General features: G+C 71.6%; 16 protein-coding genes and 1 pseudogene. 4 read left to right on the forward strand and 13 right to left on the reverse strand.

The window, feature by feature from the left end:
• Positions 1–130: 130 nt before the first annotated feature.
• Both QSK39_RS28625 and QSK39_RS28630 read right to left on the reverse strand, forming a co-directional pair.
• The gene (locus QSK39_RS28625; protein WP_285480934.1) at positions 131–1,246 is read right to left on the reverse strand and encodes a family 2 encapsulin nanocompartment cargo protein terpene cyclase; all 1,116 of its coding nucleotides are present in this window, start codon (positions 1,244–1,246) and stop codon (positions 131–133) included.
• A 25-nt stretch (positions 1,247–1,271) separates the two neighbouring features.
• On the reverse strand, positions 1,272–2,123 hold the full coding sequence (locus QSK39_RS28630; protein ID WP_285480935.1) for a geranyl diphosphate 2-C-methyltransferase: 852 nt from the start codon (positions 2,121–2,123) through the stop codon (positions 1,272–1,274).
• A 393-nt stretch (positions 2,124–2,516) separates the two neighbouring features.
• Here QSK39_RS28630 and QSK39_RS28635 point away from each other — a divergent pair.
• Positions 2,517–3,388 (forward strand): annotated as a pseudogene (locus QSK39_RS28635) (IS5 family transposase).
• Between the two features lie 17 nt (positions 3,389–3,405).
• Here the strand turns inward: QSK39_RS28635 and ligD are convergent.
• Both ligD and QSK39_RS28645 read right to left on the reverse strand, forming a co-directional pair.
• The gene (gene ligD, locus QSK39_RS28640; RefSeq protein ID WP_285480936.1) at positions 3,406–5,379 is read right to left on the reverse strand and encodes a DNA ligase D; all 1,974 of its coding nucleotides are present in this window, start codon (positions 5,377–5,379) and stop codon (positions 3,406–3,408) included.
• A gap of 94 nt (positions 5,380–5,473) precedes the next feature.
• A complete protein-coding gene (locus QSK39_RS28645) occupies positions 5,474–6,031 on the reverse strand; it encodes a TetR/AcrR family transcriptional regulator (RefSeq protein WP_285480937.1) in 558 nt (185 codons plus the stop codon).
• Between the two features lie 122 nt (positions 6,032–6,153).
• On the opposite strand from QSK39_RS28645, the gene QSK39_RS28650 reads away from it, so the two are divergent.
• Positions 6,154–6,858, forward strand: coding sequence for an alpha/beta fold hydrolase (locus QSK39_RS28650; protein ID WP_285480938.1), 705 nt, complete (start codon positions 6,154–6,156; stop codon positions 6,856–6,858).
• A gap of 49 nt (positions 6,859–6,907) precedes the next feature.
• Here QSK39_RS28650 and QSK39_RS28655 read toward each other — a convergent pair whose 3' ends face one another.
• From QSK39_RS28655 to QSK39_RS28690, 8 genes are read right to left on the reverse strand one after another with little or no spacing between them, the layout of a single operon-like run.
• A complete protein-coding gene (locus QSK39_RS28655; protein WP_285480939.1) occupies positions 6,908–7,318 on the reverse strand; it encodes a DUF6892 domain-containing protein in 411 nt (136 codons plus the stop codon).
• Between the two features lie 9 nt (positions 7,319–7,327).
• Positions 7,328–8,278 carry an NAD(P)H-dependent flavin oxidoreductase gene (locus tag QSK39_RS28660; protein WP_285480940.1) on the reverse strand — a complete coding sequence of 317 codons (951 nt, stop codon included), beginning with the start codon at positions 8,276–8,278 and terminating at the stop codon, positions 7,328–7,330.
• Positions 8,275–9,852, reverse strand: coding sequence for an AMP-binding protein (locus tag QSK39_RS28665; RefSeq protein ID WP_285480941.1), 1,578 nt, complete (start codon positions 9,850–9,852; stop codon positions 8,275–8,277). Before QSK39_RS28665 ends, QSK39_RS28660 begins: the two co-directional genes overlap by 4 nt.
• A complete protein-coding gene (locus QSK39_RS28670) occupies positions 9,849–10,601 on the reverse strand; it encodes an enoyl-CoA hydratase/isomerase family protein (RefSeq protein ID WP_285480942.1) in 753 nt (250 codons plus the stop codon). The genes QSK39_RS28665 and QSK39_RS28670 overlap by 4 nt, the downstream gene beginning before the upstream one ends.
• Positions 10,598–11,788 carry a CaiB/BaiF CoA transferase family protein gene (locus QSK39_RS28675; RefSeq protein ID WP_285480943.1) on the reverse strand — a complete coding sequence of 397 codons (1,191 nt, stop codon included), beginning with the start codon at positions 11,786–11,788 and terminating at the stop codon, positions 10,598–10,600. The genes QSK39_RS28670 and QSK39_RS28675 overlap by 4 nt, the downstream gene beginning before the upstream one ends.
• Positions 11,785–12,504, reverse strand: a complete 720-nt coding sequence (locus tag QSK39_RS28680) for an enoyl-CoA hydratase/isomerase family protein (RefSeq protein ID WP_285480944.1) — start codon at positions 12,502–12,504, stop codon at positions 11,785–11,787. Before QSK39_RS28680 ends, QSK39_RS28675 begins: the two co-directional genes overlap by 4 nt.
• Positions 12,501–13,430 carry a hydroxymethylglutaryl-CoA lyase gene (locus QSK39_RS28685; RefSeq protein ID WP_285480945.1) on the reverse strand — a complete coding sequence of 310 codons (930 nt, stop codon included), beginning with the start codon at positions 13,428–13,430 and terminating at the stop codon, positions 12,501–12,503. The genes QSK39_RS28680 and QSK39_RS28685 overlap by 4 nt, the downstream gene beginning before the upstream one ends.
• A 52-nt stretch (positions 13,431–13,482) precedes the next feature.
• The gene (locus QSK39_RS28690) at positions 13,483–13,974 is read right to left on the reverse strand and encodes a MarR family winged helix-turn-helix transcriptional regulator (protein ID WP_285480946.1); all 492 of its coding nucleotides are present in this window, start codon (positions 13,972–13,974) and stop codon (positions 13,483–13,485) included.
• A gap of 100 nt (positions 13,975–14,074) precedes the next feature.
• Here QSK39_RS28690 and QSK39_RS28695 point away from each other — a divergent pair, with 100 nt between their 5' ends.
• Positions 14,075–15,415, forward strand: a complete 1,341-nt coding sequence (locus QSK39_RS28695) for an MFS transporter (RefSeq protein ID WP_285480947.1) — start codon at positions 14,075–14,077, stop codon at positions 15,413–15,415.
• Between the two features lie 134 nt (positions 15,416–15,549).
• On the opposite strand, the gene QSK39_RS28700 is transcribed toward QSK39_RS28695, so the two are convergent.
• Positions 15,550–16,428, reverse strand: a complete 879-nt coding sequence (locus tag QSK39_RS28700) for an RNA polymerase sigma-70 factor (RefSeq protein ID WP_285480948.1) — start codon at positions 16,426–16,428, stop codon at positions 15,550–15,552.
• 143 nt (positions 16,429–16,571) lie between these two features.
• Between QSK39_RS28700 and QSK39_RS28705 the strand changes: the two genes are divergently transcribed.
• Positions 16,572–17,045 (forward strand): carboxymuconolactone decarboxylase family protein, encoded by a 474-nt coding sequence (locus tag QSK39_RS28705; protein ID WP_285480949.1) that lies wholly within the window; start codon positions 16,572–16,574, stop codon positions 17,043–17,045.
• Positions 17,046–17,089: the final 44 nt, after the last annotated feature.

Consider the following 17,089-nt stretch of genomic DNA (forward strand, 5'->3'; position numbering starts at 1 on the left):
GCATCTGGGGGACCGACTTGGTCGTCGTGGCCAGGGTGCGGGCGGCGGCCCGTCCGAGGCTCAGCGGGGCCTGGTCGGAGTCCACCGGGTCGGTGACAGTCACAGCGAGAACCACCCAATCATTCGTAGGTCAAGACTGGTAACGGGGATTGGTGGCGTGCCAGGTGAAGCCGCCGCCCATCCAGGAACGGACACCCACGAGGAACCGTTGCAGCTCCGGCGACGGCACCGCCATCAGCTCCCGGTGGCCGTCCTCGAACTCGTGGACGATCTGGTTGTGCAGCTCGACGGTGGCCTCGACCGCCTCGTCGACCGAGCAGCCCCGGTCCGCGGCGATCTGCAGGACCATGTTGCAGACCGGCTTCTCGTCGGCGGCATCCTTGGTGACCGAGTGCAGGTCGTTGACCAGCACCGACGCCGTCCCGGCCCGCATCATCGCCTCCCGCACGCGCGGGTCGTAGTAGTACGGCGCGGCCAGCTCGTAGCCGCCGACGGCGTCGATGAGGGTCATCGACGTGTAGAAGCTGTCGTGCTGGCGGGCCGCCAGGTACTCCCACGCGGGCGGGTAGCGGCCGGTGTGGCGCCACGCCGCGTAGGCGTCCCAGCTGACGAACATCGCGAACGTCGAATAGCAGACCCGCTGCACGAGCACGGGGGAGCCGTGCCGGCCCAGGTGGTCGGTCGCCGAGTGCAGCCCGACGAGGATCGGGTCCGCCCGCAGCGCTTCGTCGAGGGGCGCCGAGAACTCCCCGGCCGGCGCGACCGGGTCCATGGCCGCCATGACGAGCGCCAGGCGTGGCGGCAGTTCGGTCGGCGCCGCGCCCAGCGCGCTGTCGTCGGCGTAGAAGTCGTCCGCCGCCCACCAGACCGCGTTGAGCTGCGCGGCGACGAGCAGCCGGTCCGGGTCGTCGCAGTCGGAGTGGGCGAGCATCACCAGCCTGCCGAACCCGGCGTGGGCGATCTGGTCGAGGCCCTCGCCGGTGAACCCGCAGTCCCCGGCCCACGTGACCAGCCGCCGGTCGACCTCACCCGCGAGAGCGTCGTCGACCCGGCCCACGACCGGGCAGTACAACGGCGTCGCGCTGCCGTCACCCCACGGCAGGTACGCGTAGGCCGGATCCTGCCCGGGCGCCGGCGCGAACTGGGTCGCGATCCGCGCCGCGGCCGTGCCGAGGCCGAACGGGCCCGCGAGCAGGCTCGCGGCGCCCCCGGTGGTCCACTGTGGACACGTGGTCCCGGTCGTCATGGTGCTCTCCCTCGGCACGCCCGCCTCAGACGCGGTCGGCGGCGATGAGCAGGTAGTGGAAGCTGCCTTCGCGGTAGGCGGTCAGGAACGGCTTCTCCACCCCGGTGGCGACCGAGGACCGCTCCCGCAGCTCCCAGTACGGGATCGTCGCGGCCGTCAGGTCGACGACGTTGATCGGGACGAACCCGTTGTCCGACAACGCCTTGAAGTAGTCGCCGCGGGCGTGGATGTTGCAGATGTAGTGCTGGTCGATCTGGCTGACCGCGCGCGACCGGCCGCCGGTCACGTCGTTGTAGCACCCGGTGATGGTCACGTACCGGCCGCCGGGCTTGAGCTGCCGCGCGTGCTCGGCGAACAGCTCGTGCAGGTCGACGTACATCGTGCTCTCGTTGTTCCAGATGCCTTGGAACGCACCGGATTCGAAGCCGGTGTCGAGCATGTTGCGCAAGTGGTAGCGCACCGAGCCGTCGATCCCGCGCTGCCGGACGTGCTCGTTGGCGAACCCGACCTGCTGCTCGGAGATGGAGATCCCGTCGACCTGGCAGCCGAAGCGCTGGTGGGCCATGACGCTGGTGCCGCCACGGCCGCAGCCGGCGTCGAGCAGCCGGTCGGCGGGCCCGATCGGGCCGAGGTGGTCGAGGAGGACGTCGGCCTGCGCGGTCTCCAGGCGGTGCATCTCGTCGATGATCGCCTGGTCGCGCCGGTCTTCGGGGGCATCGAGGACGGCCGGGTCGTAGTCGCCGAGGCCGTAGTGGTGGTGGTAGAGACCGTCGACGTCGCCCAGCCGGAGGTTCACCGGATCCTTCTCCGCGTTCCAGTAGTCGGCGACCGACTGCTGGTACGCGGTGCGGGTCACGGGCTGGTCGAGAGCCGTCATCGAGAAACTCCTCGTTCGTTTTTCCTTGGCGGGCAAGGAAACGCACCGGGCGCCCGGCATCGTCCCCTCACCACCGACGCTAGCGAGGAACGATTCGCGGGGACAAGGAGCTTCACTCGCGCTGGCCGGGCGTTGCCCGTCTGGCCCAGCGGCACCTCTGCACGGGGTGGTCCACGGTGGATTCGACGGCCTCTTTCGGGACCCTGTGCAACTCGTTGGGATGACGGGAAGCGACCGTCGGTGTTCTAGGGCCTGTATCGAAGTCGACCCCGGCAGGTCGTGCTGATTTGACGTTGTGGGGCGTGTCGGCGGTTGAAATGGGTGAAGTCTCCGGTAGGGGGTTCGTCGACCAAGAAGAACCTGAACATCGGAGACCGAGTGGAGACCCTAGTGGTGGCAGGGCGGTTTGACCTGACTGACGAGCAGTGGGCAGTGCTGGAGCCGCTGCCAGTGCTGTTACGGCCGGGTCGCTGTCGTTGTGGAGCAAGCGGCAGCTGATCGACGGGATCCGGTGGCGCGTGCGCACCGGCGCGCCGTGGCGGGACATGCCGGCAGGCTATGGGTGTCCTGGTCAGCCGTTTATGGGTTGTTCCGGCGCCGGCAACGTACTGATGTCTGGCAGGCGATCGTGACTGCTCTGCAGGCACTGGCTGAGGCGGCTGGACGGATCACGTGGGACGTGAGCGTGGACTCCACGATCGCGCGGGCGCATCAACATGCGCGGGTGCGCGGAAAGGGGATCTGCAGGCCGAGCCGCCGGGCGGGACAACCGTCGAACCTGAGGATCATGCGCTGGGACGCTCACGAGGCGGGTTGACCACGAGCCTGCATCTGGCGTGTGAGCAGGGGCAGAAGCTGTTGTCGATCGTACTGACCGCCGGGGCAGCGTGGCGATAGCCCGCAGTTCACTCCGGTCCTGGCCGGGATCAGGGTGCCTCGGCCGGATGGCGGCCGGCCGCGGACGCGTCCTGATCGGGTGCTGGCAGACAGGCCTACACCTCGAAGGCCAACCGGGCTCACCTGTGCGATCGTGGGATCAAGGCGACCATTCCGAGTAAGGCTGATCAGGACGCGCACCGCAAGGCCAAGGGGGCCGAGGGCGGGCGGCCACCAGCGTTCGACCCGAGATCTACAAACAGCGTCACGCCGTGGAGTGCGGCATCAACCGGCTCAAACGCCACGGCGCTGTCGCCACTCGCTACGACAAGCTCGCCGTCTGCTACGAAGCCACCGTCCACATCGCCGCGATCAACGAATGGCTCTGACCGGCTTCGATACAGGCCTAGGGGAGGGGCGCGCGGTTCTCGCCGAGCCCGGCGAGCAGGTCACCGTAGTCGACGACGCGGTCCAGGACCTCGTCGGCGGTGAACGTCAGGTGGTTCACGTGCCGGCAGGCGCGGACCTCGTCCCACGTGACCGGCGTCGACACGGTCGGGTGGTCGCGGCCGCGCAGGGAGTAGGGCGCGACCGTCGTCTTCGCCGGGTTGTTCTGGCTCCAGTCGACGAACACCCGGCCGGCGCGTTGCGCCTTGGCCATCAGCGCGGTCACCGAGTCCGGCGTCTCTCGCGCGAGCTGCTGCGCGAGCCGCTTGGCGTAGGCCGACGGCGCCGTCGCGTCTTCGGTGCGGATGCCGCAGTACAGCTGCATTCCCTTGGATCCGGATGTCTTCGCGTACGGCGTCAGCCCGTCGGCGACCAGGATGTCGTGCAGGCGTTCGGCGACGCGCGCGCAGTCGACGACCGACGTCCCCGGCCCGGGATCGAGGTCGAACACCAGGCGGTCGGGCGGCTGCCGGGTCTCCGCGTCCACCGTCCACTGTGGAACATGGAGTTCGAGTGCGGCGATGTTGGCCGCCCAGACCAGGGCCGGGAGGTCGTCGAGGAGCGGGTAGTCGATGGTGTCGCCGCTACCGCGGGAACCGGTGCCGGCCAGCCGGACCGTGCGCAGCCACGACGGGGCGCCCCGGGGGACGTTCTTCCCGAACCACTTCTCGCCGTCGACCCCGTCGGGGTAGCGGATGAACGTCACCGGGCGGCCGGCGAGGTGCGGCAGCAGGACCGGCGCGATCCGCGAGTAGTAGTTGATCACTTCACCCTTGGTGAACCCGTCCGCCGGGTACAGCACCTTGTCCAAATTGGACAAGGTGAGCTGCCGGTTTCCGGCCTGCACGGTGATCTTCTGCCCGACGGGTTCGGGAGCCGGCGGCGCGACCGGATCCGGGGTGCCGGCGCGCGGGGCGAGGACGTCGTCGGGTTTTTTGTCCGCCCGCAGCCCGCGCCACGCGGTGTGGCGGACGCGCCCGGCCCGCGTGAACTGGCGGTAGACGATCTCGCCGACGAGCCGGGGTTCGACCCAGCGGGCACGGACGGTGTCCTCGCGTGGCGGCGTCGACGCGAACGGGTGGGCGCGGCGTTCGAGGGGCTGGAGCTGCGCCATCAGATCGGCACGCGCGGCCTGGCTGAAGCCGGTGCCGACGTCGCCGAGGTAGACGAGGTCGCCGGTGGCGGGGTCGTGCGCGCCGAGCAGGAGACCGCCGAGGGTGCCGGTGAAGCTGCGCTGCCCGGGGCGCCAGCCGCAGACGATGACCTCCTGGGTGCGGATCAGCGGGTGCTTGAGCCAGGAGTCCGGCCGCTGGCCCGGCGAATACGCGGAGCTGCGCAGCTTCGCGACGACACCTTCGTAGCCGGCGGACGCGGCATCGGCCAGGAAGTCCGCCGGCGTGCGGCGGTCGGCGGCGAGCTCGTCGAAGGTGACGGCGCGGACCACCGAGACGCGGTAGGGATCGGGCATCGGCAGGCCGGCCAGCAGGCGGCGGCGTTCGTCGTACGGCTCCTTGAGGAGGGAGCGCTCGCCCAGCTGCAGGAGGTCGAAGGCGAGGAAGCGGACCGGGACGTCGTCGAACTTCGCGCTCTTCGGGGCACTCTGGTGCCGGACCCAGCGGCCACGGCGTTCCTGCATGAGCTCGAAGTCGATCCGGCCGTCGTCGCCGTAGACGACGACTTCGCCGTCGAGGTGGGCGGCCTGCCCGCCGAGGTCGAGGACGCCGGCCAGGTCGGCGAACTCGGCGGTGAAGTCGATGTTGTTGCGGCTGGTGAGCACGGTGGTGCCGTCCGGGGCGATCCGCATGGCGGCGCGGTAGCCGTCCAGCTTGTACTCGTACGCCCACTCGGCGCCGCTGCGCAGCCGGCCGCCGTCGGCCTTGGCGAGCATCGGCTCGACCCACGCGGGGACGCGGGAAGCGTCGTGAGCAGCCATGCCGGACCTCCGTCTGTGCTGTTCAGACGGTAACCCGATCGGCCTAGTTCTGCTCGGTTTCCGCAGGTGAAAGCTGGTGGTGCCCCAGTCGGGCTCAGGCGGGGAAGAAGTCGTCCACCGCGCGCTGGAGGGTGGCCCGCACCGTCTCCGCGTCGTCCAGCTCTCCGCCGTGCAGGGCGCCGTCGCGGAGGAGGACCAGGACCCTGGCCGCGTGGTTCGGTTCCGGGTGGCCGAGTGCCGCCGCCTCGCTGCGGAGGACCTCGAAGAACCACTGCCGGTGGTCGTCGATCACGCGGCGGACCTGGGACTCCGCGTCGGGGTACTCCGCCGCCGCGTTGAGGAACTGGCAGCCGCGGAAGTCTTCGCCGCACGTCGCGTCGCCCACCACCGCCAGTGCCGACGCCAGCGCTTCGCGGGGCGGCTTGCCCTCGCGAGCCGCGTCGACCGCCACCCGGATCCGCCGGCTCGTCTCCGCGAGGTACGCCGCCACCAGGTCGTCCTTCGTGGGGTAGTGCCGGTAGAACGTCGCCCGCGTCACGGACGCCTCGCTGACCAGGCGTTCCACCCCGACCGCGTGGATGCCCTCCGCGTAGAAGAGCCGGGACGCGGTCGCCAGCAACCGGTCCTTCGGGTGCACCTCGGCGGACTTCATCCCGCGAGCATAGAGAAAGACTGGTCGTTCTGCAAGATCGGCTACGTCACATTGCCAGGGCGTCTCCAAGTGGCCAGAGTATGGAGACAGAAAGACCAGTCGTTCTCTCTGAGGAGCCCGTCATGAGCAAGCCCACCATCGTCCTGGTCCACGGCGCTTTCGCCGACTCGTCGAGCTGGACCGGCGTCGTCGCGAAGCTGCGGGAGCAGGGCTTCCCGGTCGTCGCGGTGGCGAACCCGCTGCGCGGCGTCGAGTCCGATGCGGCCTACGTCGCCGACGTGGTCAAGAGCGTCGAAGGCCCGGTCGTCCTCGCCGGCCACTCCTACGGGGGCGCGCTGATCACCCGCGCGGCGACCGACACGCCGAACGTCCGCGCGCTGGTCTACATCGCGGCGTTCCAGCCCGATGCGGGCGAGAGCGTTTTCGAGCTGTCCGGCCGCTACCCGGGCGCCAAGCTCGGCCCGGAGACGACGAACGTGCTCGTCCACGACGAGGTGCCCGAGCTGTCGATCAAGCCGGCGGACTTCGCCGAGGTCTTCGCGGCCGACGTCCCGGCGGAGACGGCCGCGATCCTGGCGGTGACCCAGCGGCCGGTCGCGCAGCAGGCGCTGGCGGCCCCGTTCGAGGGCACGCCGGCGTGGGCGAAGCTCCCGTCGTGGACGCTGATCGCCAACCAGGACAACGCGATCCCGGCGGCGGCCCAGGAGTTCATGGCCGAGCGCGCGTCCTCGACGGTCCGCCGGATCGACGCTTCGCACGCGGTGGCGGTCTCCCAGCCGGCGACGGTGGCCGAGGTGATCGCGGCGGCGGCCGACGCCACGGAGTGAGCCTGGCGGTGCGGACCGGGACCCGTCCCGGTCCGCACCGCGAAGCGGGTCAAGCCGCTTCGATGCCGCGTGACGTCAGTTCGGCCCTCAGCTCCGGGCCCAGGAACTCCGAGTTCACCACCCGGCGCAGGCCGGGAACCAGAGCCAAGTCCGCCAGCGACGTGATGTCGAACAGGTCGTCCTCGCCGTCCCAGACCGGGGCGCACTCCTGGTACACCTGCAAGCCGCCGTCGAGGAGCAGCTCGTCGACCGTTGCCAGCAGCTCGGGGCTGATCTCCAGCGCTTCGAAGTACGCGCGGGCCTCGGGCTGCACCTGGTACGCCAGCCCGCGGTCGTAGGCGTACTGCCACGCGTCGCCACCGGGAACCACGTCCGCGAAACGGAACGCCGGCGTCAGCACCTCGTCCTGGTACATCAGCTTTTCGACGACGACCAGCTTGAAGTTGAAGTCTCGGAACACACCCGCAACCTAGCCGACCGGCGGCAGACCGGCGCGCGCTTCGCCGTACTCCCGCACGATCCCGGCCACGATCTCGGCCGCCGGAAGCACCTCGTCGACGAGCCCGGCCGACTGGCCCGCCTCGAGCTTGCCTTCCGTCACGTCACCGTGGAGGGCGGCATCGCGAAGAGACGAAGCCTGGAAAGTCTTACGTCGCAATGACTCCTCCGCGCCGGAAGTCTCCAAGGACAGCATCCGGGCGGTGAAGTCGTTGTCCAGGGCCCGGATGACCCCCAAGCCGTGGCCGACCGTCCGCGTGCCGTCGACGCCGGCCGCGAGCACGGCCTCCTTGTACGCGGGATGCACCGAAGCCTCCGTGCTGGCCAGGAACCGCGTGCCGAACTGGGCGGCACCCGCGCCGAGGGCCAGCACCGCCGCCAAGCCGTAGCCGTCCGCCACCCCGCCCGAAGCGATCAGGGGCAGGGAAACCGCCCGGGAGACCGCTCGCACCAGCACCGACGTCGCCACCATCGCGGGCGGCGGATGCCCACCGGCCTCGGCGCCGACGACGACCAAGCCGTCGACACCGGCCGAGGCCGCCTTGAGCGCGTGCGACACCCCGGCCACCACGTGCAGGCACCGCGTCCCGACGTCGTGGAACCGGGCCAGGTACCGGCGCGGCCCGCCCTGGGAAGCGATCAGCACCGGGGGCCGGTGCCGCAGGACCAGCTCGATCACCTCGTCGACGCCCTCCCGGTACAGCGGGAGGTTCACCGCCCACGGCCGGTCCGTGCCCGCCGCCACCTCCGCCAGCACCCGGTCCAGATCGGGCAGCCGCATCGGGCCCGCCGCCACCACGCCCAGGCCACCCGCGTTCGACACGGCCAGCGGCAGCGCCGAACTCGACGACGCCCACGACATCCCGGCCTGCACGATCGGCAGGTCGATGCCCAGCAACCGGGTCACCGAAGTGGAAATCACGCCTCCTCCAGCAGGGAACGCGCGTGCGCGGCCAGCCGGTTCTTCTGCACCTTCGAACTCGCCGTCATCCCGATGCTCTCGAAGCCGTCCACGATCCGCAGGTGCCGCGGCACCTTGAACCCCGCCATCCGCGCCCGCGCCCACCCCAGCAGCTCGGCCTCGGTGACCTCCGGCGACGTCAGCACGACGAACGCGAACGGCACCTCCACCAGCCGTGCGTCCGGGACGCCGACGACCGCCGCCTGCCGGACCAGCGGGTGCCGGTGCAGGGTGTCCTCGATGTCGGCGGGCGCGACGTTCTCGCCGCCGACGCGGATGATGTCCTTCGTGCGGCCGGTGAAGTGGAACCGGCCGGAGGAGTCGAGCAGCCCGACGTCCCCGGTGGACAGCCAGCCGTCGGCGTCGATCGTCTCGGCCGTCTTCACCGGGTCGTCGAGGTAGCCGGCCATCACGTTCCAGCCGCGCACCAGCACCACGCCCGGCTCGCCCGGACCGCAGTCGCGGTCGGCGTCGAGCGCGCGGATCCGCACCTCGACACCGGGCTGCACGGCCATCGCACCGGACGCGCGGATTTCCGCGGGCTCCCACCACGCCGACTGCGCGACGTTCGGCGATGCCTCGGAAAGGCCGTATCCCGCCACACATTCGTGCGCGCCCAACTCGTCGATGACGCGCCGGATCACGGTCGGCGACGCCGCCACCCACGCGCCGCGCAACGCCAGCCGGCGCTGCGCGCGCGAAGGGTGGTTGAGCAGCAGCAGAGCGATGGTGTCGTTGCCGGAGAAGTGCGTGCAGCGCTCGGCTTCCAGGAGCCGCAACGCCTCTTCCGGCTCGAACTTCGGCATCGTCACCAGCGTCGTGGCGTGCTGGGCGGAGGCGAGCACCGACAGCGTGCTGCCTGCCACGTGGAAGAACGGCCGCGCCGAGTGGAACCGGTCGCCCGGGCGCAGGCCCATCCGCGCGCCGGAGAAGAACGCGTCCGCGCACATGCTGCGGTGGGTGAGCAGGACGCCCTTCGGCCGCGACGTCGTCCCGGAGGTGTACTGCACGAGCAGTACGTCGTCCGGCGAACCAGCAGGCGGAGGAGCAACCGAATCGGACAAGAACTCGTCCCATGACGAAGCGAACGAAGGAACGTCGTCCCCGAGCACGACGACCTTCTCCAGCGCAGGAAGGGACTCGACGCCGATCTCCCGCAGCATCGAAGCGAAGTCCACATTGAGCACCCGGGACGCGACGAACAGCGTCCGCACCTGCGCGTGTTCGAGCGTGTACCGCACTTCGTCGGCCGTGAACCGGGTGTTGACCGGCACGGCGACCGCGCCCGCCGCCCCGATCGCGTGGAACAGCGCCACCCAGTCCGGGCCGTTGCCGAGGCAGATCCCGACGCGGTCGCCGCGCCCGATGCCGGCGGCGGCCAGCCCGGCCCGGATCCGCGTGACCCGGGTGGCCAGCTCGCCGTAGGTGACCCGTTCCGTGGCCGTGACGACGGCTTCGACGTCCGCCGCGAGCAGGGCCGCGCGCGCCAGGACCTCGTGCGTGGTGAGCGGGCAGGCGGTGCGCAGGTCGGTCATCGCGGGTCTCCGTTCCCGGCGGTGAAGCGGGCGACGCCCTCGCGCCAGCCGCCGTCGGCGAGGCACTGTTCGATGGCGGCCAGTTCGATGCGGATCCCGCGGTCGAGGTCGGTTTCCGAGCCGAGGTCGACCGCGCGCTTGGTGAGCGAGATGGCCAGCGGTGGTGCCTTGGCGATGCTCGCGGCGGTCTCGTCCCCGGCCGCGCGCAACTCGTCGGCCGGGACGACGCGGGTGACGATGCCCAGCTCGGCGGCCTCTTCGGCGGCGAGCGCGCGGTTGGTGAACAGCAGTTCCTTGGCCCGGCGCTTGCCGATGGCGCGCTGCAGGCGCTGGGTCGCGCCGACGGTGCCCCAGTGCGGCTCGGGGAACCGGAAGACAGTCCCCGAAGCGGCCAGCGCGAAGTCCGCAGCGAGGGCGATTTCGCCGCCCGAGCCGACGACGGCGCCCTGCACCAGGGCGACGACCGGCACCCGGCACTGCTCGATCGCCGAGTACGCGGCGAAGGAGGCGACGCGGCGGCGACGCACCCAGGCGGCGTCCTTGCCGGTGCGTTCCTTGAGGTCGGCGCCCGCGCAGAACACCGGCCCGCGCCCGCTCAGCAGCACCACCCGGACGTCGTCTTCGAGGGACTCGAACGCCTCCCGCAGCTGGTGGCACATCGGCAGGTCGACGGCGTTGCGGGCCTCGGGCCGGGTCAGCTCGACCCGGGCGATCCCGGCCTCGACGGAGACACTCACGCGCTCGGTCATCGGATCACCCCGTCGGTCCGCAGGTCCTCGATTTCGGCGGCGGCGAGCCCCAGCTCCGCCAGGACGTCGTCGGTGTCGGCGCCGAGCCGGGGCGGCACGCCCACGCTCAACGGTTCCCCGCCAGTCTCACGCAGGGGCGTCCGCAGCGCCGGGAACGTCCCCTCCGACGGGTGGGTGAACTCGCCGACGACGCCCCGCGCGACGGCGTGCGGGTCGGCGAGGGCTTCCCGGACCGAGCGGACCGCGCCGACCGGGACGTCGGCCGCGCGCAGCTCCTTCACCAGCGGATCCCGGTCGTGCTGCGCGATGGCGCCGCGCAGGGCCTTCATCACCCGGGTGCGCTGCTCGACCCGGCCGGAGTTCCCCCGCAGCGCGGGATCCGCGGCGAGGTCGCCGAGCCCGAGGACCGTGCACAGTGGACCCCAGTGCTGGTCGCTGCCGCTGATGTGCAGCCATTCGCCGTCGCCGGCCTGGAACGCGGCCGACGGCACGCGGCCGGGGTGCTCGGTGCCGGTCCGCACCGGGTCCTCGCCGAGCGCGAAGAGCCGGGCCGCGTTGAGCGCGTGCAGGCTCAGCTGGACGTCCATCATGGACACGTCCAGGTGGCGGCCCCGCCCCGACGCCGCGCGCCCGGCCAGCCCGGACAGCACCGCGATGACGACCCAGAGCCCGGACGTCAGGTCCGCCACCGGAATCCCGGTCTTCGACGGCGGCCCGGCCGGCTCACCGGTCATCGCCATGACGCCGGACAGCGCCTGGAAGACCGTGTCGTAGCCCTTGCGGTCGCGGTCCGGGCCGGTCTGCCCGAACCCGGTGGCCGACACGTAGACCAGCCCGGGGTTCGCGGCGGCGAGGTCCGCGTACCCGAGGCCGAGGCGGTCCAGGGCGCCGGGGAGGAAGTTCTCGACGACGACGTCGGCGCGGGCCGCCAGCTTGCGTGCCACCTCCTGGCCGCGCGGGGCCTTGAGGTCGAGCGTGACGGACTTCTTGCCCCGGTTGAAGGCGAAGAAGTACGCGCTTTCGCCGTGGGGCAGCCGGGGTTCGAAGCCGCGGGTCTCGTCGCCGGATCCCGGCCGCTCGACCTTGATGACGGTGGCACCCAGCTCGGCGAGGACCTGGGTCGCCAGGGGAGCGGCGAGGACGCGGGAGAAGTCCAGCACGGTGATGCCGGAGAGCGGGCCGGTCATGCGCGGAACCCCCGCATCAGCGCGTTGACGTCCTGGCCGGCCCGCATCGCGGCGTCCGTCGGCAGGTCGGCGACGCGGTAGAGGAGGTCCTTCGCGGCGGCGATGGCCCGAGGCTCGACCTTGGCCCACAGCTCGGCGATTTCCAGCGCGGCCGGCAGGATTTCGGAAGGGGCGACGATCCGGTTGATCAGGCCGTGTTCGAAGGCCTCGCCGGCGGTGAGCAGACGTCCGGTGCTGACCAGTTCGAACGCGAGCTTGCGGCCGAGGTGCTGCACGAGCCCGGTCATCACGAGCGCCGGGACGATGGAGTGCTTGAGCTCGGGGTAGCCGAACTTCAGGTCGGTGCCGGCGACGACCATGTCCGCGCCGATCGCCAGGCCCGCGCCACCGCCGACCGCGGCCCCGCGCACGGCCGCCACGACCGGGACACGCAGTTCGCGCGCCTGGACCTGCAGTTTCGCGGTGAGCGCGGCGCGCTCGAGCACGGCGTCGGCGTGCTCGGGCGTCAGGGACGAGAACTCGTCGAGGTCGGCGCCCGCGCAGAAGCCTCGGCCGGCACCGGTGAGCACGACCGCGCGGACGTCCCGGTCGGCGTCGGCGGCGGTGAACGCTTCGCTGAGCGAGCGGGTCAGCGCCGTGTCGAGGGCGTTGAGCTTTTCGGGCCGGTTCAGGGTCAGGACGCGGACGGGTCCGTGGTCCTCGACGATGACGGTCACGGGTTCTCCTGGTTCGGGGTCGGGGTGAAGCCGGCGCGGGCCACCATGCTGTGCAGGGGGCGGCCGAGGGCTTCCTCGCAGGCGGCCGAAGCCTTCGCGAGCAGGTCGAGGTCGAGTCCGGTCACGACGCCCATCGCGTCGAAGAGGCTGACGAGGTCCTCGGTGCAGACGTTGCCGGTGAGCCCGGCGCCGTACCGGATCGCCGACGGGTGGCCGCCGACGCCGCCCATCGCGGTGTCGAAGTTCCGGCAGCCGGCCTCGAGGGCCGCGACGGCGTTGGCGATCCCGGTGCCGCGGGTGTTGTGGAAGTGCGCGACCACGGGCGGTCCGGCGTTCAGCCGGGCGAACAACGCGCGCACGGACGCCGGGGTCGCGACGCCGGTCGTGTCGCCGAGGGTGACCAGGTCGGCGCCGAGGTCGGCGAACCGGGCGACGTCCTCGGCGACCCGGCCGGGGTCGACGGCGCCTTCGAACGGGCAGCCGAACGCCACCGAGACGACGCCGACCAGCTTGAACCGGCCGCCGGCCAGCGCGACCATCTCCTCTACCCGCTCCCACTGCCCGGCTCTCGACGTGCGGAGGTTGCGCTCGGTGTGGCTTTCACTGGCCGAGACCAGCAGGCTCAGCTCGTCGGCGCCGTGGCCGGCGTCGAGGTCGTCGAGGGCGCGCCGCACCGCGTGCGGGTTCGGGCAGGTCGCCTTGACCGCGACGCCGGGGTGGCGCCGGATCTTCGTCAGGACCTCGGAGGCGTCGGAGAAGCCGGGGACGCGCGCAGGGTGGCTGTAGCTGGTCGCCTCGATCCGCCGGAACCCCGCGTCCGCGAAGGAGTCCAGCAGCGCGACCTTGGTCGCGGTCGGCACGAACTCCGGTTCGTGCTGCAGCCCGTCGCGGGCGAAGCACTCGCAGATCGTGACGGCGTCGGGCATCGGGCCACCTCCTGTTCGGTGGCTCCAGAACTACGCGGCTCTGTTGATAAAGTCAACAGTCGACGTCGCCGGGGTGGGCGCGCTCACGATCCTCGACGGCCAGGGCCAGGTCGGCCAGCTTGTCCAGCGCGCTGCTCAGGGTCGCCGCCTCGGCCGGGGTCAGTGCGGCGAGGAACTCCGCGTCGCGCTCGTTCGCCGCGGTGATCAGGCCGCGGTAGACGCGCGTGCCCTCGGTGGTGAGGGCGAGCTGGGACGTGCGGCCCGAGCCGGCCGTCCGGTCCACCAGCCCGCGTTCGGTCAGGCGGCTGACCACCCGGCTCATCTGCGCTTTGTCCAGCCCCGCCCGGCGGGCGAGGCGGTTGAGGGTGAGGGTGGGGTCGGCGGCGATGAGCGAGATCGCCCGCCATTCGCCGAGGCTGACGTCGAACTCCCGCCGGTAGCGCAGGGCGGCGCTGCGCGACATCGCCGACGACGTGCGGGAGAGCCGGTAGGAGAGGAGTCCGGAGATGGGCACCAGGTCTCGGCCGTCCGCGCGTTCCGCCATGCCGGTCATCGTAGCCGTTGCCGACCAGGTGTTGACAAACACAACACCGGATGCCGAGACTGGCGCCGCACGCCCCGCCTGACGAAGGAGTCGAGTAGCCGTGGCCGAACACCCCGCCGTCACCGGACGGCCGCCCGCAGTCGGCGACGCCGGCCGCGCGTCCACCTACCGGACCATCGCCCTGCGGGTCATGCCGCTGCTCGTGGTCTGCTACGTCGTCAGCTTCATCGACCGGACGAACATCGGCATCGCGCAGCAGGGGCTCAAGCGCGACCTCGGCTTCGGCTCCGCGGTCTACGGGCTCGGTGTCACGCTGTTCTTCGTCGGGTTCATCCTCTTCGAGGTCCCCAGCAACGCCCTGCTGGCGCGGATCGGCGCCCGCAAGACGCTGGTCCGGATCATGGCGACCTGGGGCGTCGTCACGATCGTGACGGTGTTCGTGCGCGACGAAACCACGTTCTACATCGCCCGGTTCCTGCTCGGCGTCGCCGAAGCGGGCTTCTTCCCGGGAGCGCTTTACCTGCTGTCGCGGTGGTTCCCGTCCGCGCGCCGGACGCGGATGACCGCGGTGTTCTTCATCGGCGTCCCGGTGTCGGGCGTGCTCGGCTCGCTGGTCTCCGGCTGGATCATGCACGCGCTCGGCGGCGTCGCCGGCCTGGCCGACTGGCAGTGGCTGTTCCTCATCGAAGGCGTCCCGCCGATCCTGCTCGCCGTGCTGGTGGCGTTCTTCCTCGTCGACGAGCCGGAGCAGGCGAAGTGGCTGACGCCGGCGCAGAAGGCGGTGGTCCGGGCGGACCTGGAGGCCGAGCGGCAGTCGAAGGAGGAGCCTGCGGTCCGGCACGGCGGCATGCTGTCGGCGTTGCGCGACCCGAAGGTCTGGATCCTCGGGCTGTGCGCGTGCGGGGCGTACACGCTGGCCAACGCCGTCTCGTACTGGACGCCGCGGATCATCGCCGAGGCCGGCGTCGGCGACGTGCTGAACCTCGGCTTCTTCTCGGCGATCCCGCCGCTGCTCGGCATCGTCGTGATGCTGCTGGTCGGCCGCCACTCCGACCGGACGCTGGAACGCCGCTGGCACGCGGCGCTGAGCTGGCTGGTGGCCGCGGCGGCGATGCTGGCCCTGGCGTTCTCCGGCGGCAGCGTGCTGGTGGTGGTCGTCCTGCTGGCGGTGATGGCGGCGGCGCACTATTCGGGCCTGACGGTGTTCTATTCGATCCCGTCGATCTACCTGAGCGAGCGCGCGGCGGCGACGGGGATCGCGGTGGTGACGTCGATGGGCTCGTTCGCGGCGGCGGCGTCCCCGTCGTTGCTGGGCTTCATCCAGGCGGCGACCGGGAGCCTGTCGCTCGGGCTGGTGATCAGCGCGGGGATCGTGCTGGTGGCGGTGGCCGTGCTGCTGGTGGGCGTGAAGGCGAAGGACCTCAAGGAGAAGCACCACTAGGTTGACCGGCGCCGAAGCCGCCGCACACGATCCCGCCAGGCCTCGGGTACGGGACCAGCGGACGCTCGCGGCGGCGTGGCACCCGCAGGAGCCGCTGCCCGCGGCTGCGGCTGCGGGCGGCGCTCGACGCACGGTCATCGTCGTAGCGTCGTCTCCTCGTCCAACCGGGACAGCTTCTCGGGGTTGCGTACCGCGTAGAGTCCCGTGATCAGCCCGTCGTCGATGCGGACCGCCAGTACCGTGTCGACCTCGCCGTCGCGGCGCAGCAGCAACGCGGGGTAGCCGTTGACCTGCGCTGCCGCCAGCGTCCCGTCGGCGAAGTTGCCCAGTCCGGCCGCCAGCAGGCGAGCCACGTCGGCAGCGCCCACGACCGGTTCCAGCACCGCCTGCACGACCCCGCCGCCGTCGCCCAGGAACACCACGTCCGGGGCCAGGATGTCCAGCAGGTGCTGCAGATCGCCCGTCTCGACCGCGCGCTGGAACGCCGCCAGCGCGTCGCGGGACGTGGCGGGGGAGACGTCGCCGCGGGGCCGGCGCGCCGCCACGTGGGAGCGGGCGCGGTGGGCGATCTGGCGGACCGCGGCCGGGTTCTTGCCGACGGCTTCGGCGATCTCGTCGTAGCCCAGGGCGAACACCTCGTGCAGCACGAACACCGCGCGCTCGGCCGGGGTCAGCGTCTCCAGCACCAGCAGCATCGCCATCGAGACGCTGTCGGCCAGCTCGACGTCGTCGGCGACGTCGGGCGCGGTCAGCAGCGGCTCGGGCAGCCACGGGCCGACGTAGGACTCCCGGCGCCGGGTCCGCGTCCGCAGCCGCATCAGGGCCAGGCGCGTGGTGATCCGGACCAGGTACGCACGCTCCTCGCGCACGGCGGCCAGGTCCACGCCCGCCCAGCGAAGCCAGGTCTCCTGCAGGACGTCCTCGGCGTCGGCGGCCGAGCCGAGCAGCTGGTAGGCGACGGTGAACAGCAGGTTCCGGTGCGCGAGGAACGCCTCGGTGGCGGGGTCGGCCATGGTGGCTCCTCTTTCGGTCTCGGGGAGTTTCCCACCAGATGCTCTTCGGGGCCGCCGTGTGACCGTGACCGTCGTCACTGTCACGGCGCGGGGGTGGTCCGGCATCTCGTGGTCGTCCGTTCCGCGAACCCGAAAGAGGAACCATGGAACCCCGTTTCGCCCTGACCGGCACCGAAGTCGGCGCCAAGTTCGCCAAGCGGTTCGGCACCGCGAGCCTGGCGATCATCCAGTCGACGCTGCCGAAGGTCACGCAGGAGCTGGTGTCGCTGCGCGTCAGCCAGATCAACGGCTGCGGCTGGTGCGTCGACATCCACGCCAAGGAGCTGGCCGCCGCCGGGGAGCCCGCGGTGCGGATCAACCTGGTCGCCGCCTGGCGCGAGGCCACGGTGTTCAGCGAGGCCGAGCAGGCCGCGCTGGCGCTGGCCGAGGAGGGCACCCGGATCGCCGATGCCGGCCCCGGCGTCTCCGACGACACCTGGGACCGCGTGCGCAAGCACTACGACGACGACCGGACCGCCGCGCTGGTCGCGCTCGTGGCCCAGATGAACTCGGCCAACCGGCTCGCGGTGATCCTGCACCAGAAGGGCGGGTCGTACGAGCCCGGCATGTTCGGCTGAGCGGTTCCGGCCCGGGAGCGCGCGCTCCCGGGCCGGTTCGTGCT

Origin of the sequence: Amycolatopsis sp. NBRC 101858, from assembly GCF_030269325.1 — a bacterium.
Classification (GTDB): domain Bacteria; phylum Actinomycetota; class Actinomycetes; order Mycobacteriales; family Pseudonocardiaceae; genus Amycolatopsis; species Amycolatopsis ponsaeliensis.